Here is an 18,196-nt window from a genome sequence, read left to right on the forward strand (position 1 = left end):
GGGGGCGGGAGGTCTGATAGAAGCGCCGCCGTGCCGCCCGATCTCGATCCGCCCGCCGCCATCCAGGCAGGGACCACGCCGGCGAGCGCGGCCCCGGGCGCGCCCCCGGCGACCAGCGCAAGCCCGCCGGCGGCCGGGCAGGAGAAGGCGACCAGCGCGGCGCGCTCGTCGGCGATGGTCACGGCTGGGATCATCCTCTCGCGGCTCGTCGGGCTGCTCCGCCAGCGGGTGACGGCGCACTTCTTCGGGACATCCGAGCTCGCCGACGTGCTCGCCGCGGCGTTCCGCGCGGGGAACATCACCCAGAACCTGCTTGGCGAGGGGACGCTCTCCGCGACCTTCATCCCCGTCTACGCGCGCCTCCGCGCGGCCGGCGACGCGCGACGCGCGGCGCACTTCGCGCTCTCCGCCCTCGGGCTACTGCTCGTCGCCGCCGCGGCCGCGTCGCTCGCCGGCGTGCTCGCGGCGCCGTGGCTGTCCTTCCTGGTCGCGGCGGGCTTCGACGACGACAAGCTCGCCAGCACGACCCGGATCGTCCGGATCATCTTCCCGATGACCGGCCTGCTCGTGCTGTCCGCGTGGGGGCTCGGCGTGCTCAACGCGCACCGGCGGTTCTTCCTCCCGTACGCCGCGCCCGTCGCGTGGAGCGCCGCCCAGATCGCGGGGCTGCTCGCGTGCGGCGCGTGGCTCGGCATGCGCGGGGAGCCGCTCGCCGAGGCGCTCGCGTGGAGCGCGCTCGCGGGCGCGGCGCTGCAGCTCGCGCTCTTGCTCCCATCGGCGCGCTCGCTGCTCGGCGGGCTCAGGCCGCGCCTTGACGCGAGCGACCCGAGCGTCCGAGAGGCCGGCAGCAAGCTGCCCGCCGCGCTGCTCGGCCGCGGGATCATCCAGGTGTCCGGGCTCGTCGACACGCTCCTCGTGAGCTTCCTCGGCGCCGGCGCGAACGCGGCCTTCAGCTACGCGCAGACGGTCTACCTCCTGCCGATGAGCGTCCTCGGCGTCGGCGAGGCCGCGGTCGCGCTGCCCGAGATGGCGCGCGACACGGCCGAGGCCGACGTCGCGCGGCGCAACGAGGCGCTGTCGCGCCGACTCGGGGCGTCGCTCGCGCGGATCACGGTGCTGACCGTGCCGGCCGCGGCCGTGTTCATCGTGCTCGGGCGGGAGCTCATCACGCTGCTGCTGCAGACCGGGACGTTCGACAAGGCGTCGACGGCGCGGGTCGAGCCGCTCGTGTGCGCCTACGGGCTCGCGCTGCTCGGGAACGCCGCCGGGCGCGTGCTGATCACCGCGTCGTTCGCGCTCGGGGACACGAGGACCCCGGCCCGCTACGCGCTCTATCGCGTGGTCGTCAGCACCGCCGTCGCGCTCCTCCTGATGCAGTGGCTCGACGTGCTCGGCGTGGTGCTCGGCGCCGTCATCGCGGGATGGGTCGAGGCGATCGCCCTCGGGCGCCGCGTGCGGCGCGAGATCGGCGGGCTCGGGCTGGATCAGATCCGGATCGGCCGCGTGGCCTTGCTCGCGGCGATATCGGTCGGCTGCGGCGCCGCGTTGAAGGCGGCGCTGCCCGAGACGGTGGCCGCGGCGCCGTGGGGTGCCGCGCTCATCCTCGCTGCGTGCGGCGGCGCCTTCGCCGTCGCGGCGCCGGCGCTCGGGCTCTTCAGCCTGAAGTCCCTCCTCCGCCGGAGGTGATCATGGGCGGCGCCGCGCGCGCACGGCCCTCCGCGCGCGCACGGTGCCACGCGACGTAGCGCTCGACGAACGCGCGCTGCACGGGGCGCAGCGCGACGCGCGGGCGCCGTCGCGCGATCAGGGCGAGCGCCTCGCCCACCTCGATGCCGCCGCGGGTGGCGAGGTAGCAGAGCGCGAGCGTGACGCTCCTGCCCACGCCGCTCGCGCAATGGACGTGGACACGGTGGCCAGCCACGATATGCCGCTCGAGGAACGCCACGCCACGCGCGGCCTCCTCGAGCGTGGGAGCGCACATGTCCCAGCAGGGGATGCGCAGGTACTCGACCCCCGCCGCGCGCAGCGCGAGCACCGGATCGTACAGCTCGCGCGACACGTTGATCACGGCGCGGACGCCGAGGCGTCGGAGCTCGGCGACGTCACCTGGAAGAAGGAACCCCCCGATCAGGAGGTTCGGGCTCACCCACGTGCGCCACGGGTGCCGCGGCTGGAGCGACGCGGAGGCGCGGCGCAACGCCAGGAATGCATAGAAACCGAGGGCATACGGCGCGAGCAGGAGGAACACCAGCGCAGGACGAAGGCGCACGAGCACCTCATGGCGTCGATGCTGGCGCCATGCCAGCGGCCGGGCGGCACGCGCGCCGATGACGCGCGCCCACGACACACGCGCCGAGCGCGCCGACGATGCCCCGGCGACGCCACGGAACTTGGCCCAGCGCGCGCGAGCCGGGCATGCATCGGCAGATGCCGCTCGCTTCCATGCCGACGGATCTCCCCCGCTCGGTCGCGCCTTCGCGCCTCCGGACGCCGCCGCCCTGCGCGCCGCGGCGCCCTGACGGCGGCCACCGCCGGCGACCCGTCGATGGGCGGCTCGCGAGCTTGCTCGTCGCGCTGACCGTGTGCGGATGCAAACCGGCAGGCGCGGTAGCGGAGCTGTCGAAGGAGGGGGCGAGCGACGATGCGCTCGAGGTCGCCGCGCTGCCCGCGGACGGCCCCAAGCTGGTCGCGCTTCGCGCAGGGACGCCCGTACTCGCGCGTCCGCAGGCGGGCGCACGCAAGCTCGGCGAGCTCTATCCTGGCGCCGCCGTCGTGAGGTCCTCGGAGCCGTACGGACGCGCGGGGTGCAGCGGTGGTTGGTATGCGATCCGCCCCCGCGGGTTCGTCTGCGCAGGCGACGGCGCGACGCTGAACACCGACGTGCTCGCGCTCCTGCCGGCTCTGCCCGACACGTCGCGGCCCCTCCCCTACCGCTATGGCCGCACGCGAACCCAGGGCGCCCCGGTGTATTTCGCCGTGCCCAGCCGCGAGGAGCTGCAGCACGCCGAGCCGGATCTCGATCGCCATCTCGAGCGTGTGCAGCGCAGCGACGCGCAGCTCGGCGCGTCAGCCAACGACGTCCCGCTGGACGCGCGCGGCGTCGCCTCCGGGCCCCCGGTGCTGCTGCCGCGAGGCGACGGTATCGGCGAGGACGGCCGCAGGACCGAGGCCGGATACTTCCTTTTCCCGATCGCCGACGCGATCGCGCCGCTCCCGCCCGTCGCCGCGCTCGGCATCGACATCGGCGGAAAGGACGGCGCCCGCGTCGATCTGCGCGCCGCGCTGAAGACGGTGGCGCTGCGCAAAGGCAGCGGGGTCGCGATCACCCGCACGTTCACGGCGGGCGCGGCCGACGGACGCAGGTTCGGCGTGACGCCGGACGGACGGCTCATCCCGACCGACCGGCTCCAGGCCGCGCTCGGATCACCGTGGCACGGCCTGGATGTCGAGAAGCACGGGCTGCCTGTGGCGTTCGTCCATCGCCACGACGTTCACACGTGGTCGCTCGGCCGCGGCAAGGCGAACGCGAACGACGAGGAGCTCGAGCGCCACACGGGCGTGCCGCTCACGGGCAGGTTCAGGACGGTGGACGGCGTCCGCTTCGAGGAGGCGCGCGACGGCTTCTGGCTGCGCGCGCAGGACCTTGTCGTCGTCGTGCGTCGCACCAAGCTCCCCGACTTCGCCAAAGGCGCGCAGCGCTGGCTCGACGTCAGCGTGGTGAACCAGACCCTGACGGCCTACGAGGGGCAGAAGCCCATCTACGCCACGCTGATCTCGTCGGGACGCGACCAGCTGCGCGACCCTGAAGCGACCGCGTCCACCGCGCGCGGCACCTTCCGCGTGCGGAGCAAGCACGTCACGCGCAACATCGATCCGCGCGAGGTCGCCGGCAGCTTCGACGTCACCGACGCCCCGTGGGTGATGGACCTCGCGCCGGGCCAGGCGATCACCGGCATGTACTGGGGCGCCGGGGTCGGCGAAGCGCAAGGCTTCCACGACATCGCGCTGACGCCCATCGATGCGCGGCGCATCTTCCTGTGGGCCGAGCCGGAGCTCCCCGAAGGCTGGCACGCTGTGTACAGCAACGACGAGGAAGGAACCCTCGTCCACGTGCGGCCTTGATGTTCACGCAGCTACCGCTGGCCCTCCGAGGGAGGCCAGCGGCCGACTGTCACCATTGCTGGTGCCGAAGGAGGGAATCGAACCCCCGACCCGGCGCGTATGAAACGCCTGCTCTAGCCAGCTGAGCTACTTCGGCAAAAGTGAGGGCGGACTAGTACCGCCCCGTCTCCACTCTGTCAAGCGAGGTCATGCGCGTCGTGACGCGTGATCGTCGCGGTCATCCCGGTCATCCCCAAAGTTTGCTCGGGATCACCGTTCGCGCCCTCGGTGCTTCGGCAGGACCGCGGGGTTCCTCGCCTCGAACGGCATCGACCACCGGAAGCTCTCGCCGAGCTCGGGCGGCACCGGGGGGTACGGCGAACCGCGCAGCACCGCGCGCCGGCAGTTCTCATCGAACTCGGGGATGCCGCTCGGCCGCGTCACCGACGCGCTCCCCACGGTCCCGTCCGCGCCGATCACGAAGGTCACGATCACGGTCCCCTGAAGCCCCTCGCCTGCGGCCCATTTGGGAAACGCGTCGGCCCACAGCGGGTGCAGCTTGGCCATGACCTGCCTCATGTAATGGCTGCGCCTGCGATCGAGCGGATCGTTGTCGAGCTGCCGGCCGCGCCCTGAACCGAGCGCGCTGGAACGCGCACCGCGGCCCGCCACGCCCCCCGCGCCGGTCGCGCCCGGTCCTGCCTGCCCGCCCGGCCCGAACCCACGCGCCCCTCCGGCCGAGCTGGCGTGGACGAGCGACTGGATCGCCGTCGCCACCTCCTGCTCGCTGTCCACCGTGTCGTTCGGGTGCCCCACGGCGTCGGCGGGGACGGATGGAGTGCCCACCGCGACCATCGGCCGTGCCAGCGGGACCGCCGCGCTCTCGCGGTGATCCTCGCCGGGCCGCCCGTCGCGAACGCCCAGCCCAGCGGACGCGCGCTCGCCTCCCTCGACGGCGCCGCCGGCGGCGCGCGGGCGCGCCGCCAGGGAAAGCGTCGCGTCGCGCGCAGCGGACACGTCGGTCGCGCCGTCGATGCCTGCAGGCTGGGCCGCAGCGCCGAGCACGCCGCCGCGATGCTGGGGCGCGCCGCCGTCGCGCGCCCCGAGCGACGGATCGCGCTCGGCCGACGTGCGTCGCTCGGCCCGGCGGCCGACCCGCCCCCCCGCGAGGAACGTGAGCTCCATGGGCTCCCGGCTGGCGCGCCAGTCCTCGCGCGATGCGCGCTGGGACGACGAGCGGATGCGCTGGATCTGGCTCCTGTCGAGGCGCGAGCGGATCTCTGGAGACAGAAAGGTCGCGTCGTCCCTGTCGGCGAGGTTCAACGCAGGCAGCTCCGCCGCGTCGGTACCGCCACGCCCGCTCGTCCCCGTGTCCGGCCGCGGCGCGGCTTCCCCTCCGCCGCGCGAAAGGCGGACGGCCAGCTCGGGCGCGATCGCCGAAGCGCGGTCGAGCGTGCCGTCCGTGACGACGGGCAGCTCGATCTCGATCGGCGCGCTCACCGCGGCTGGCGATCCGACCGTCCGCGCGCGCGCGACCTCCCGCGCCGAGAACGAGCCAGCGACGGCCAGCGCGCCCGCGCCCACCAGCCCTGCGTGGGCTGCGACGGAGAGCGCCCACGCAAATGCGATCCGGCGACCGTCGCGAGACCTCTGCGCCATCGTGCTGTCACTATGCCTCGAGACGTGCCTGGGGCGAGCCCGCAGGCGCGGACCGCGCGCGCTCGTCTCAGCCGGTGAGCGCGCCGTCCTGCGGAAGCCGCAGCCGCCTGCGGGTGTTCTCCGCCGTGCGCGCGGCCAGCGCCTCGAAGGGCTCGCCCCGGAGCTCCGCGACGAAGCGCGCCGTGTGCAGCACGTGCCCTGGCTCGCACCGCTTCCCGCGGAACGGCACCGGCGCGAGGTAAGGGCTGTCCGTCTCGACCAGGATCCGATCCGCCGGAGCCCAGGCGGCGACCTCCTGGATCGCGCGCGCGGTCTTGAAGGTCACGATGCCCGAGAACGAGAGGTCGAAATCGAGCGCGAGCGCCCGCTCGGCGAACGCGCGATCCTCGGAGAAGCAATGGATGATGCCACCGACGTCGCTCGCCTGCGCGCGCTCCAGGATCGCGAGCGTGTCTTCAGGCGCCTCGCGCGTGTGGATGACGATGGGCTTCTCCACCCTCCGAGCGAGGGCGACGAGGTCGGCGAAGACACGCTGCTGTGTGTCCTTCGGCGAGTGCATGTAGTGGTAGTCGAGGCCGATCTCGCCGACGGCCACGACCTCGGGCCGGCGCGCGAGGGCCTCGAGCTCCGCGAGCATCCGGTCGTCCACGGCGGAGGCGTCGTGCGGATGGACGCCGACCGCGGCGTGCACGTCAGCGCGCCGCGCCGCGAGAGCCGCGGCGAAGCGCGCCGCGGAGAGATCCGCGTCGACGCCGACGACCACGAACGCATTCACGCCGGCGGCCCGCGCGCGGTCCAGGACGGCGTCCGCCCCCTCGCGGAAATGACGCGGATCGACGTGGCAATGGGAGTCGATGAGCATGCTTCGCTTCAGGTGACGAGCTCCGCGAAGCGCGCGCGGAGCAGCGCGCTCGCGGCGTCGAGCGCGCAGCGGTCGCAGTAGCCCATCCCGCGCAGCCGCTCGAGCGCGCGCGTCGCGTTCCTGCGCTCCTCCTCGCGCAGCTCGCCCCAGCCCTTCTCGGACTTGCCTTCGCTCTGCGCGTCGCGGAGGAGCCCGACGAGATCGCGAACCAGGAGCGCCACGCCCTTGCGCCGCTCCATGAACACCGCCTCCCGCAGCTTGCGGATCTGCTGCGGGAACACGACCGCGTTGACGATCTTCTGGCCAGGGTGATCGATGGCCCACGCCGCGATGGCCGAGATCAGGCCGCGCCGGTGATCGTCGTGCTTCGTGCGGACCCCGAGGAGCGCCTCCACCTCGCGCATCATGCGCTCGTCCGGGTTCTCGAAGTCGCCGGTGTGCGGGTTCCTGATCTTCTCCCCCTTCACCCAGACGCCGACGTGGGAGACGTACCGATCGAACAGCTCGGCGTAGCGCGTCTCGTCGACGAGGCCGCTGGCCGTCCGCATCTCCTCCTCGGTCGTGTCGAGCAGGCGCGTGCGCACGACCTCGCGGAAGAGCCGGTGATCGTGGTAGCCGCCCGCGAGCTGCTTCTCCTTGAGCCAGTCGTACTCCGCCTGCCGCTTACAGAGCGCGTCGAGCTCCGAGAGCACCGCGAACGGGGAGAGGCACGCGTGGTCCTCGCTCTGCGCGGCGTCGAGCAGGAGCGTCCGCACCTCCCGCGGCGAGACGCCGAGGCGCCCCTCGAAGTCCACGGACGCGTCGCTCTCGTGGTAGATCGCCTCGATGCCAGCGCGCAGGACCTTCTGCGCCTCGGCGTCGAACCGCTCCGGCGCCGTGCCCGTCGCGAAGAGCTCCATCTTCTCGACGGCGGTGAGGCTCGAGACGAGCGGCGCGAGCGCGTCGGGGTACCGCTTCGCCTCCGGCTGCCGCATGCGGGTGAGCACGGCGAACTGCGCGGCGACGCGCGTCGCGTGCGGGGCGACGTGGCGGGTCACGAACGGGACGATCTGCGTGTCGTAGATCGCCTGCTCGTCGGGGTAGCTCCGGAGGTAGGGCGCGCGCAGGAGCTCGAAGCGCCCGCGGAAGCTCGGGAACTCGGGGTGCTCCCGGAAGGCGTTGAGGTGCACGTCGTTGGCGCTGCCGATCATCACGACGTTCGTCTGCAGCGTCTGCTGCGGCAGGCTGACCTCCCCCGTCTCCAGCGTGAGCTGGAGGTACCGGAAGGCGTCGAGCGGTCGCTTGAGGAGATCGCTGAACTCGATCACGCCCCCGGCGGCGTCGATGAGCTCACCGTGCGCCTCGAAGAGCGTCGTCGCCTGGAGCGAGGTCGGGAGCGAGGCGAGCGAGCGATCTGCCGTGATCTGCCGCTCGCCGGCGTCGACCGAGAGCTCCGGCCCGATCGTGACGGCGCCGACGCGGTAGCGGCGGGAGATGAAGTACCGCTCGACCTGGACGTGCCGCAACGTCTCGACGAGCGAGCCGCCGCTCGCCACGAGGAGCGCCTCGAAGACCTGCTGATTCTTGTGCGACAGCTTGCCGCTCATCAGCCACTCGGGCGGCGGCTCCGTCGCGCCGGCGTCCTCGTAGAGCTTCAGGATGAGCGCCCGCCGCTCTCGCACCGGGAGCAGGAACAGCGGGTGATCCCTGAGCTCGATCACGAGCCGGGCGTCGATCTGATCGTCCTCGAGGTGGGCGTAGCTCGTGCCGTCCGCGGCGCTCGCCTTCACGTCGCCGCCGAAGCCGATCGAGCCGCGCATCGTCTTGCGGCTCGGGAACACCCAGTGGAAGCGGTACACGGCCCCCTCATCGAGGGTCGAGTAGTGCTCCAGGGCGCGCAGGATGCAGGCGGCGAGCGTGCTCTTCGCCGAGCCGTTCGGCCCGTGCATCAGGACGAGCCTGTTGGCCCTGCCCTCGCGCACGAAGTTGCAGAGCACCCGGTAGACCTCGGCCTGGAGCTCTTCGTGGCCGATCAGCGCGAAGTCCCGCCCGTGGTAGGAGGCCGCGGCCGGCGCGCCCTGCTGCGCGGGCTCGGCTGCGGGGAGGTCCCACGGCAGATCGAAGAGCTGGAACCGGGTCAGCTCCCCCCAGGGCTTCTTGATCGTCCGCGTGCCGAAATGGTCGAACATGTCGCGGACGTAGCGAGCCGCGTCGCGTCCGAAGCGGACCGGATTGGAAGCGAAGAGCTCCAGGTACTGCTGGAAGGAGAGGACCCGCTGCTCTTCGTTGAAGCGCCTGGCCATCGAGGAGGCGATAGCATCGAGCTCGGAGAGGGCCTTTCGGGCCCGCTCAGCCGCACTGCCTTGGACCGTCTGGCTGGGGCCGACCTCGCTGGGCTGGCCCCCCCGGTAACCGGAGGTGTCGTTGTTCACGTGAGGCTGAGTTTACCGTTCCGCCTACTGCACGTCGACGACCGCCTCGAGCTCCTGCTTCTGCATCAAACAATTCGCGGCGCTGCAGATGCTGAAGGAGAGCACGCCCGCCACCTTGGTCTTGCCCTTCTTGGCCGCCACGAACGGGACCTTGAGGAGGCCCTTGGTCTCCTCGAACGCGCCGTCCTCGCGCTTGAGCAAGGGCTTCGGGTACGAAACGCCCTCGGCGGCCGCCTCGGTGACCTTGAACTTGATGGGGTATTTGTCGTTGATGTGGTAGTCGCCCTTCGACAGGAGCGACACCTCCACGAGCCCCTCCTGGCCGGCCTTGTACGTCCCCGTCGGCTTCATTTCGAGGGTGTAGACCGCATCCTCGACCTTCGATTTTCCGCCCTGGGGTGGGGCCGCAGGTGCTGCTTCGGTGGCGCCGCGAGAGGTCGCCGCTTCGCTCTGGCTACAGCCGAGGACGGGGAGCCCGGAGAGCGCGATCAGGCACATCGCGGCGGAGAGGGGCTTGCCGGTCCGAGTTGAAGGATGAGTGCTCATGGTCAACACAAATAACACAGCGGCGGCGCCAGCGCGAACGCGGGGCCCCGGCGCCCAGGACGATGGCGCACTGAACCGGAGCGCGCGCGCTTTGCGTCACCGCCGCCACCGCCGCCACCGCCGCCACCGCACGCTGGGGCGCGCAACGTGCAACATCGCGCGAGCGCGCGGCCGGCGCCGCTGTCAGCGCGAAATCAGCAGCGCGACGAGCGCACAGAGCAGCACCGCCGCGCCGGCCACGGCGGGGATGACCCACCGCGGCAAGCGCTGTGGCACGCCCATCACGATGTCCTCGGCAAACGCATCGGCGGCGTCCGTCGAGGGCGCGATGACCGCGGCGGCGCTCGATCCGCCGCTCGCGCCGGCGGGGGCCGCGCCCACGCTCGCCGAGGCATGCGGCCGGCGGGCCAGGACCAACGGCGGCGCGGCGCGGATCCGGGCCGCGAGCTCCTTCTGCGGCAGGTACGCCCAGTCGCGGTGCGACCCCGCGAGGCCGTACGCCTGGCCCACGCGATCGGCGAGCAGGCCGACGGAGGGGAGGCGCGCCTCCGGGCTCTTCATGAAGGCCTCCTCCATCACCGGATCGAGCGAGGCCGGCGCCCCGTACGCCTTGCCCGCCACGCTCGGAGGCAGCGGATTGCTGCCCATGATGGCCACGAGGATCATCGGACCGGTCGGCGCGTGGAACGGGACCTGCCCCGTGACGCACTCGAACACGATCGCCGCGACCGACCAGACGTCGGCGCGATGGTCGAGCGCGAGCAGCCCCTGCGCCTGCTCCGGGGACATGTAGAAGGGCGACCCGATCGTCGTGCCGACGACGGTCAGCTTCTTCGCGCCCTCGCTGTTGTCGCGCACGCTGCCGAAGTCGAGGATCTTCACCATGTCGCCGTCGTGCGTGCCGACCAGGAAGATGTTGTCCGGCTTGAGATCGCGGTGCACGACCTTGCGCTTGTGCGCCTCCTCCAGGCCGAGCGCGATCTGCGACAGCATCCGCACCAGGCGCTCGGGGGGCAGCACCTTGTCGCGCTTGAGGACCGTCCGCAGCTCCTCGCCCTCGAGGTACTCCATGACCAGCGCGAAGCTGTGGTCCTCGGTCTTCTCGAAGGCGAGCACGTCGACGATCTGCCCGTGGGGCAGCGACGCGCTGACCTCGAACTCGCGGTGAAAGCGCTCGACGCTCACCTCGTCGAGCGCGACCTCGGGGTGGAGGATCTTCAAGGCGACGCTGCGGCCGGTCCGAAGATCGAGCGCCTGGTAGACGCGCCCCATGCCCCCGTCGGCGACGATCCGCCAGACCTGGTAGCGCCCGCCGCAGAGGATCGCGCCGACGCGCCTGTCCTCCGGGTGGACCGGCGGCGATACCTCAGCGACCGGGATGAGGCGCTGCCCGTCGACCGGACAGAAGCCGCTGTCGTGCGAGAAGAGCCTGAAACAGGCGGAGCACGTCTTCAAGCCGCACCCGGGATCAGGCGCGGGAGGGGTCCGCGGCCGGCGTGCTGCCCGTCGCGGGCTCCGGCGGCATGTAGTAGAGGATCCGGTTGCAGTTCGGGCACCGCTCGAACTCCTCCTGGCGGCGCATCTTCTGGAACATCATCGGCGGCACGGACAGGTGGCAGCCGAGGCATGTGCCGTCGTAGGTGCGGGCGATCGCGACGGGCCTGCGCGTCCGGATCGACTCGTAGCGGCGGTACAGGACGACCGGCAGCTTGCCGACCACCTGCTCGCGCGCCCCGGCGCGCTGGGCGCGCTCGGCCTCGAGCGAGGCCAGCGACGCCTGCGTCCCCGGCGCGCTGCCGTCGATCGCCCCCGCTAGATCGACGCGCCTCGCCTCCGCCACATCGATCGCCGAGCGCGCCCCCTCGGAGGCCGAGTTCAGCCGCTCGATCTCTTCCTCACGATCGCGGTGCAGCTTGCGCAGCTCCTCGATCTCGCGTTGCGCCGCGTTGGACTCGCGCTCGTTCCGGGAGCGCTGCAGCTTCTCCCGCGAGCGCTCGATCTGGCTCGACATCTGGCGGAGCTCGACGACGAGCTCGGAGCGCGTCTTGTCCATCGCCGCCAGGGTCTCCCGATCGCCCTTCAGCCGATCCTCTAGCCGCTTCAGGTCGGACCGCATCCCTTCCAGGCTGCCGCGCTGCTTGTCGAGCTGCTCATCGATGCGGCGGATCTCGCTGTCGATGGCCGACAGCTCTTCGAGGAATGCGATCTGCTCGCGGATGCTCACGTGCTTCCTTGTCTCCTTCTGTTTCGTGGCTTTCGTGGGCCCACCTGGACTCGAACCAGGAACAGCCCGGTTATGAGCCGGGGGCTCTGACCGATTGAGCTATAGGCCCTGGTACAAGGGCGAACCCCTGATCGGGTCCGCCCACTTTCGCACCGGCGGACAACGTAGTCCAAGCGGCGCGCAGTTGGAAGGGGAGCGGTTCGGCCGGATCGGGTTCCACGATGGCGCCACGGCGGTCGGGGGTGGCTCGGCCGTGAGGGAAGCCGTCCGCGGGCGGGGCGGCAGCGCGAGGGGGGCCTCGCCGGGCGGGGCGCAGGGACATTGCGCCGGCGAGCGCGGTCAGTCCACGCCGGAGGCCACGCCGGAGGCCACGCCGGAGGCCACGCCGGAGGCCATGCCGCAGGCCCGCTCGGGCTGCGACCCCTCACGGCCCCTGCCGCCCGCCCGGATCGACCATCGGGCTGCGGCGCGGGATGCGCGCTGTCTTGGCCGCCGGGGTCACGGGCTTGCCCCCGTCGAGCGCGTCGGAGCAGCACCGGAACCCGACCTGATAGAAGCGGAACCACCGGTTGTGCGTCGACGTGACCGGGCGGCATCGCGAGCGGATCGGCCCCCAGTACCCCCCTTTCAGCGTCGATCGAAACGGCTTCTCGTCCAGCGTGCCGAGCTCGTTGTTCACCCACTCGTCGACGTTGCCGGTCATGTCGCGCACGCCGAAGGGGCTGACGCACCGGCGCATCTCCCCGGACGCAACCCGGCGATCGAGCCGCTCGACCTCCGCCGAGATCTTCCATGGATCAGCGAACGTCTCGAGCACCGGCATCGCGATCTTCCTGTCGATGTTGCAGGCCTCGGGATCGCGAGCGATCCCGTAAGGATAGGGCCACATCTGCGGCCCCTCGCACGCGAACTCCCACTCCTCGCCGGAGCAGAGCCGCTTGCCCTCGATCTCGCAGGCGCGCTTCGCCTCCAGCCAGTTGACCATCACCACCGGGCGGACGCCCTCGATGTTCGGGTACTCGAAGACGTCGATGCAGAAGCGCCGGTGCTGAAGGCGCCCCTCGCAGAGGACCTCCGGCTCGAACCGCGCGCAGATGTCCTTCTCCTCGTCGATGTAAGCGGCGCAGTGGTGCCCGACGTACGGGCAATAGATGCCGTCGACGAGCACCATCCCGCCGAGGCACGCCGCGCGGCTCTCCGGGTCGACGCGCACGTACGCAGGCAGCGGCGGAGGTGGCGGAGGCGCCAGCGCGGGCGCGGGCGGGGCCGGCTCCGGCGGGGCGATGGTCGCAGCCGGAGCCGCGCTCGCCGCGTCGAGCGGACCAGGCGGCCTCTGGAAGCGGGGAGCAAAGAGGAGCGCGCTCACCAGGGCGGCGACGACGAGGGCGGCGATGAAGGCGATGCGCTCGCGCATGTCAGTCGTACACGCCGTCCTTCTCGCGGTCGCGCTCGATGAACGGCCGCGGCGGCGGCGTGACGACGCCGTCGACCGTGTCCGAGCAGCAGCGGAAGCCGACCTGGTAGAACTTGAACGTCGGCCCGTGCCCTCCGGTCGTGAGGCGGCAGGTGTTCCGAACAGGACCCCAGTAGCCGCCGTTGAGCGTGGCCGGGCGCGACGTGCCCGGATCGTCGGCGAGGTTGTCGGTCCACTCGTCGACGTTGCCGGCGAGGTCGTATGCCCCGTAGGCGCTGATGCAGTTCGGGTGCGATCCGATGGGATCGGCCTGCCACAGCCGGGCGATCTCGCCCTCGCGGGTCGCCTCGTCCACCATGGCGTCGATGTCGAACTCGATCGCGGCGCGGTCGATGTTGCAGGGGCTGGGCGTGCGCACGAAGCCCCAAGGATACGGCAGGCGCTTCGGTCCTTCGCAAGCGAGCATCCACTCGGAGCGCCGGCACAGCCGCCTGCCGATCGACGCGCAGAGCGACTTCGCCTCGTACCAGTCGACGTAGACGCGCGGGAGCTCGCCCACCCGGTTCGGCCACTCGTGGCGGTCGATGCAGAAGCGCCGGTGATCCACCGGAGCCCGGCAGCGCGCGCCGCGCCCGTACTCGGGGCAGCCATGGCCGGCTCCGTCGCCGCTGCGGGTGCAGACATACGGGAGGGATGGACAGAAATCGCCCTCCACGAGGCTCATGTCGGCGGGACACGCGGCGCTCGCCACCGGATCCGCCGCGAAGGGATCGACCAGCGGGGCCGACGCGGCGGCCTGCAGGCTCGCGCCTCGCGGAACCGGGGCCGCACCGGGAGGCGAGCCCGGAGCGGGCGCTGCTGCCTCCCCCTGACCAGCGGCCGTGGCGGGTGCAGGCGTGGACGACGCTGGTGCCGCGGGCCCGGCAGAGCGCGCCGCAGCTGGACCGGGGTCGAAGCGCCCGGACGGAGAGGGCGGCGCGAGCAGCAGCGCGTCGAGCTCAGGGGCGTACCGCGCAAGGAGCGCGACCGCGCCGAGCGCAGCGCCGGCGCCGACCGCCATCAGGACACTCCTTGCACGCGCTTCCACCTGCGCGCCCTCTCATAGTCCAGCTCGCAGCGCAGCGACGTGAGAAGAATTGCAAGACAACCGGAAGACCTGGCGCGCGCCGCGCGCGGCGCGTCGCGGCGCGCGACGGGGCGGGGCCACCAGGGCAACTGAGGCAACTGAGGCAACTGAGGCAACTGAGCCAACAGAGCAGCGAGCGGCGAGCAGGAGCGGCGCCACGCCCGCTTCCGTGTGTGATAGCTCTCCGGTTCCCCCTATGGATCGACTGGTCGTTCGAGGCGCCCGGCAGCACAACCTCAAGAACGTCAGCGTGTCGCTTCCGCGCGACCGCCTGGTGGTGATCACCGGCCCGAGCGGCTCGGGCAAGTCGTCCCTGGCGTTCGACACCATCTACGCGGAAGGGCAGCGCCGCTACGTCGAGTCGCTCTCCGCCTACGCGCGGCAGTTCCTCGAGCAGCTGTCCAAGCCGGACGTCGAGTCGATCGAGGGCCTCTCGCCCGCCATCGCGATCGAGCAGCGCGCGCTGGCGAAGAGCCCGCGCTCGACCGTCGGCACGGTGACCGAGATCTCGGACTACCTCCGCCTGCTCTTCGCGCGGGTCGGCACCCCGCACTGCCCCGCCTGCGGCAAGCGGATCGAGGCCCAGACCGTCCAGCAGATCGTCGACCGCATCCTCGATTTCGGCGACAAGACGCGGGTCACGATCATGGCGCCCATCGCGCGAGGCCGCCGAGGAGAGCTGAAGCTCGACATCGAGCGGCTGCGCCGGGAGGGCTTCGTGCGAGCGCGCATCGACGGCGAGATCGTCGATCTCGGCGACGAGATCGTCCTCGACCGGACGCGCGCGCACGACCTCGATGTGGTCGTGGACCGGATCGTGGTCAAGGACGGCATCAAGGGCCGGCTCACCGACTCCGTCGAGCTCGCGCTCAAGCTGGGCGAGGGCAGGCTGCTGGTCGACATCTCGAGCGACGGCATGAAGATCGAGCCGCTCTGGATGAGCGAGCGCTTCGCGTGCATCGACTGCGGCATCTCGCTGCCGCCCATCGAGCCGCGGATGTTCTCCTTCAACGGCCCGCACGGCGCGTGCCCGGCCTGCGACGGCATCGGCGCGAGGACCCGCATCGATCCGGACCGCGTCGTCCCCGACCTTCGGCGCACGCTCCGCGAGGGCGCGGTGGTGGCCTGGGGGCGCCGCGGCTCGCTCTCGCTCGCCACGGAGACGGAGCGGGCCGTCAGCGCGCTCGGCTGCGATCCGGACGTCCCGTGGGCGAAGCTGCCGGCGGCGGTGCGGCAGGCGATCCTCGAGGGGAGCGACGCCCAGGGCGCCGGCGGCCGGGGGAAGAAGAGGGCCGCCTACGAGGGGATCATCCCGCGGCTCGAGCGCCTGCTGAGCAGCGGCGAGCCCGCCCTCTCCGACGAGGAGGAGGCCGACCCCGACGAGGACAGCGCCGCGCTCTCCGACGAGATCGGCCGCTTCGTCATCACGCGCGTGTGCGACGCCTGCGACGGCAGGCGCCTGCGCCCGGAGGCGCTCGCCGTGCGCCTCGGGGATCGCAACATCGCGGACGTCGGCACCCTGCCGCTGCGCACGCTGCGCGTCTTCCTCGAGGGCCTCATGCCGCCGAAGGAAGGGGCGCCGCGGGCCTCCGCCGATCGGCAGGCCGCGGGCGAGGCCCACGCCGACGGGGCGCTCGCGCCGCGCGAGCGCGCGATCGCCGAGCCGCTGCTCCGGGCGGTGATCGCCCGCCTCGGGTTCCTCATCGACGTCGGGCTCGACTACCTCACGCTCGACCGCTCCGCGCAGACCCTCTCCGGCGGCGAGGGCCAGCGCATCCGCCTCGCGACGCAGATCGGGGCCGCGCTCGTCGGCGTGCTCTACGTGCTCGACGAGCCCTCGGTGGGCCTGCACGCGCGCGACAACACGCGCCTGCTCGAGGCGCTCAGGCGGCTCGTGGACCTCGGCAACACCGTGATCGTCGTCGAGCACGACCGCGACGCCATCCTCGCGGCCGACCACATCGTGGACATGGGCCCGGGCGCGGGCGTGCACGGCGGCAACGTGGTGGCGCAGGGCACGCCGGAGGAGCTGAGCGCCGATCCGGCGTCGATCACCGGCCCGTACCTCAGCGGCAAGAAGCAGCTGGCGATCCCCACGAAGCGCCAGCGCCCCGACGGGCGCTTCATCCGCGTGATCGGCGCGCGGGCCCACAACCTCCTCAACGTCACGGCCGAGATCCCCGTCGGCCTCTTCTGCACGGTCACCGGCGTGTCGGGCTCGGGCAAGTCGAGCCTCATCGTCGACACGCTGCTGCCGGCCGCGAAGAACGAGCTGTACAGGAGCTCCGCCCCGATCGGCGCGTGCGACGGCATCGAGGGCCTCTCGCACATCGACAAGGTCATCTCGATCGATCAAGCCCCGATCGGCCGCACGCCGCGCTCGAACCCGGCGACGTACACGGGGGTCTTCGGGCTCCTCCGCGAGCTCTACGCGGGCCTCCCGGAGGCGAGGACGCGCGGGTACAAGGCGGGCCGCTTCTCGTTCAACGTGAAGGGCGGCCGCTGCGAGGCCTGCCAGGGCGACGGCGTGCTCCGGATCGAGATGCACTTCCTGCCCGACATCTTCGTGACGTGCGAGACGTGCGGCGGCCGCCGGTACAACCGCGAGACGCTCGAGGTGCTCTACCGCGGGATGTCGATCGCCGACGCGCTCGACCTGACGGTCGAGCAGGCGATCGACCAGTTCGAGGCGCTCCCCCGCGTCCGGGAGCGGCTCGCCGCGCTCGCGCGGGTCGGCCTCGGCTACATCACGCTGGGGCAGCCCGCGACGACGCTCTCGGGCGGCGAGGCGCAGCGCGTGAAGCTCGCGCGCGAGCTCGCGCGCAAGGCCACCGGCCGCACGCTCTACGTGCTCGACGAGCCGACGACGGGCCTGCACTTCTCCGACATCGAGGTGCTCACCGCGAGCCTGACGAGCCTGCGCGACGCCGGGAACACCGTCCTCGTGATCGAGCACAACCTCGACGTGATCGCCTGCAGCGACTGGGTGATCGACCTGGGCCCCGAGGGCGGCGAGCGCGGCGGGACGATCGTCGCCGCTGGCACCCCGGAGGACATCGCGCAGGAGGAGGCGTCCTTCACCGGCGGGTACCTGCGCGAGGTGCTCGTGGCGTCGAAGCGTCGCACCCCACAGCAGCCGCGCGGCCGCGCGACCGCGCGCAAATAGCAGAACGGGCGTGGCCCCGCCCGGTCCGCGCGACGTGGACCGGGAGCAGGAGCGCACGCCCGACGGCGCCGAGGCACCCTCGCGCAAGGAGGCGACCGACGGCCGGCCTCCTCGCGCGGCGCAGCGTCAGCCGTAGTCCTTCTCGACCCGCTCCTGATCCTCTTTGCAGCGGATGCACAGGGTCGTCTCGGGGCGCGCCTCGAGGCGCTTCGCCGAGATCTCCTCCTCACACTCCTCGCACTTGCCGAACGAGCCGTCCTCGATCTTCACGAGCGCCTTCTGGATCTTGTCGAGGAACGACTTCTCGCGGCCACGGAGCCGGAAGGTGAACGACTGCAGGTACTCGCTCGACGCGAGGTCCATCTCGTCGGGGAGATCGTTCGCGTCGAGCATCATGTCTTCGGTCAGCGTTTGCTTGGCCTTCTTGACGATCTCGTCGCGCTTCGTCTCAAGCAGGGTCTTGAACTTTTTCAGCTGGGCCTTGTTCATAGGTCCTCTCGCGTCGAATGCGCCGTTCGGCGCTGCCGTCTGAGCTCCCTGGCGCATGCAAGCCGCGGGGCGCTGACCCCGGCTGCCGGGACTTACGGCTCCGCGACATGTCCGGAGAGGCCAGACAGCCCCCCGAAATTGCGAGGCGCGGGATTCTAAGCGTGGGAGCCGAGCCCGTCAACGACGCCTCCGTCGCAG

General features: G+C 71.9%; 13 protein-coding genes and 2 tRNA genes. 3 read left to right on the forward strand and 12 right to left on the reverse strand.

Annotated features, from left to right (window positions below; genetic code table 11):
* The first annotated feature begins 30 nt into the window (after positions 1-30).
* Positions 31-1,686 carry a murein biosynthesis integral membrane protein MurJ gene (murJ, locus tag WMF27_RS18880; protein ID WP_437767490.1) on the forward strand — a complete coding sequence of 552 codons (1,656 nt, stop codon included), beginning with the start codon at positions 31-33 and terminating at the stop codon, positions 1,684-1,686.
* Here murJ and WMF27_RS18885 read toward each other — a convergent pair.
* Positions 1,655-2,269 carry a protein-tyrosine phosphatase family protein gene (locus tag WMF27_RS18885; protein WP_437767489.1) on the reverse strand — a complete coding sequence of 205 codons (615 nt, stop codon included), beginning with the start codon at positions 2,267-2,269 and terminating at the stop codon, positions 1,655-1,657. The two genes, murJ and WMF27_RS18885, sit on opposite strands and share 32 nt — an antisense overlap.
* Before the next feature lie 158 nt (positions 2,270-2,427).
* On the opposite strand from WMF27_RS18885, the gene WMF27_RS18890 reads away from it, so the two are divergent.
* Positions 2,428-4,122, forward strand: coding sequence for a L,D-transpeptidase (locus WMF27_RS18890; protein WP_437767488.1), 1,695 nt, complete (start codon positions 2,428-2,430; stop codon positions 4,120-4,122).
* 59 nt (positions 4,123-4,181) lie between these two features.
* On the opposite strand, the gene WMF27_RS18895 is transcribed toward WMF27_RS18890, so the two are convergent.
* The 10 genes from WMF27_RS18895 to WMF27_RS18940 all read right to left on the reverse strand — a co-directional run bounded on the left by WMF27_RS18895 (position 4,182) and on the right by WMF27_RS18940 (position 14,277).
* Positions 4,182-4,258 (reverse strand) — tRNA-Met (locus WMF27_RS18895).
* Between the two features lie 113 nt (positions 4,259-4,371).
* Positions 4,372-5,760, reverse strand: coding sequence for an energy transducer TonB family protein (locus tag WMF27_RS18900; protein WP_437767487.1), 1,389 nt, complete (start codon positions 5,758-5,760; stop codon positions 4,372-4,374).
* A gap of 67 nt (positions 5,761-5,827) precedes the next feature.
* The gene (locus WMF27_RS18905; RefSeq protein ID WP_437767486.1) at positions 5,828-6,622 is read right to left on the reverse strand and encodes a TatD family hydrolase; all 795 of its coding nucleotides are present in this window, start codon (positions 6,620-6,622) and stop codon (positions 5,828-5,830) included.
* Positions 6,623-6,630: 8 nt separating this feature from the next.
* Positions 6,631-8,904, reverse strand: a complete 2,274-nt coding sequence (locus tag WMF27_RS18910) for a PrkA family serine protein kinase (protein ID WP_437767485.1) — start codon at positions 8,902-8,904, stop codon at positions 6,631-6,633.
* Positions 8,905-9,057: 153 nt separating this feature from the next.
* Positions 9,058-9,579: a hypothetical protein gene (locus tag WMF27_RS18915; RefSeq protein ID WP_437718717.1), complete on the reverse strand. Its 522-nt coding sequence runs from the start codon at positions 9,577-9,579 to the stop codon at positions 9,058-9,060.
* Positions 9,580-9,762: 183 nt separating this feature from the next.
* Complete coding sequence (locus WMF27_RS18920) at positions 9,763-11,034, reverse strand: serine/threonine-protein kinase (protein WP_437767484.1); 1,272 nt, start codon at positions 11,032-11,034, stop codon at positions 9,763-9,765.
* A 13-nt stretch (positions 11,035-11,047) separates the two neighbouring features.
* Positions 11,048-11,803 carry a zinc ribbon domain-containing protein gene (locus WMF27_RS18925; protein ID WP_437767483.1) on the reverse strand — a complete coding sequence of 252 codons (756 nt, stop codon included), beginning with the start codon at positions 11,801-11,803 and terminating at the stop codon, positions 11,048-11,050.
* 35 nt (positions 11,804-11,838) lie between these two features.
* Positions 11,839-11,912, reverse strand: a tRNA-Ile gene (locus tag WMF27_RS18930).
* 315 nt (positions 11,913-12,227) lie between these two features.
* Positions 12,228-13,217, reverse strand: coding sequence for a formylglycine-generating enzyme family protein (locus tag WMF27_RS18935; protein WP_437767482.1), 990 nt, complete (start codon positions 13,215-13,217; stop codon positions 12,228-12,230).
* A gap of 1 nt (position 13,218) precedes the next feature.
* A complete protein-coding gene (locus tag WMF27_RS18940; protein WP_437767481.1) occupies positions 13,219-14,277 on the reverse strand; it encodes a formylglycine-generating enzyme family protein in 1,059 nt (352 codons plus the stop codon).
* Between the two features lie 262 nt (positions 14,278-14,539).
* Between WMF27_RS18940 and uvrA the strand changes: the two genes are divergently transcribed.
* Positions 14,540-17,509 carry an excinuclease ABC subunit UvrA gene (uvrA, locus tag WMF27_RS18945; RefSeq protein ID WP_437767480.1) on the forward strand — a complete coding sequence of 990 codons (2,970 nt, stop codon included), beginning with the start codon at positions 14,540-14,542 and terminating at the stop codon, positions 17,507-17,509.
* A gap of 126 nt (positions 17,510-17,635) precedes the next feature.
* On the opposite strand, the gene WMF27_RS18950 is transcribed toward uvrA, so the two are convergent.
* Positions 17,636-17,998, reverse strand: a complete 363-nt coding sequence (locus WMF27_RS18950) for a TraR/DksA family transcriptional regulator (RefSeq protein WP_012236416.1) — start codon at positions 17,996-17,998, stop codon at positions 17,636-17,638.
* Positions 17,999-18,196 lie beyond the last annotated feature (198 nt).

It is taken from the genome of Sorangium sp. So ce281 (assembly GCF_051527395.1).
GTDB classification, from domain to species: Bacteria; Myxococcota_A; Polyangia; order Polyangiales; family Polyangiaceae; genus Sorangium; species Sorangium cellulosum_B.

Excerpts from the sequence above, each read along its gene's own strand:
- WMF27_RS18940 (WP_437767481.1), bottom strand. The coding sequence starts at position 14,277 with ATGGCGGTCGGCGCCGGCGCTGCGCTCGGCGCGGTCGCGCTCCTTGCG.
- WMF27_RS18950 (WP_012236416.1), bottom strand. The coding sequence starts at position 17,998 with ATGAACAAGGCCCAGCTGAAAAAGTTCAAGACCCTGCTTGAGACGAAG.
- WMF27_RS18905 (WP_437767486.1), bottom strand. The coding sequence starts at position 6,622 with ATGCTCATCGACTCCCATTGCCACGTCGATCCGCGTCATTTCCGCGAG.
- WMF27_RS18910 (WP_437767485.1), bottom strand. The coding sequence starts at position 8,904 with ATGGCCAGGCGCTTCAACGAAGAGCAGCGGGTCCTCTCCTTCCAGCAG.
- WMF27_RS18900 (WP_437767487.1), bottom strand. The coding sequence starts at position 5,760 with ATGGCGCAGAGGTCTCGCGACGGTCGCCGGATCGCATTTGCGTGGGCG.
- WMF27_RS18935 (WP_437767482.1), bottom strand. The coding sequence starts at position 13,217 with ATGCGCGAGCGCATCGCCTTCATCGCCGCCCTCGTCGTCGCCGCCCTG.
- WMF27_RS18915 (WP_437718717.1), bottom strand. The coding sequence starts at position 9,579 with ATGAGCACTCATCCTTCAACTCGGACCGGCAAGCCCCTCTCCGCCGCG.
- WMF27_RS18890 (WP_437767488.1), top strand. The coding sequence starts at position 2,428 with ATGCCGCTCGCTTCCATGCCGACGGATCTCCCCCGCTCGGTCGCGCCT.
- uvrA (WP_437767480.1), top strand. The coding sequence starts at position 14,540 with ATGGATCGACTGGTCGTTCGAGGCGCCCGGCAGCACAACCTCAAGAAC.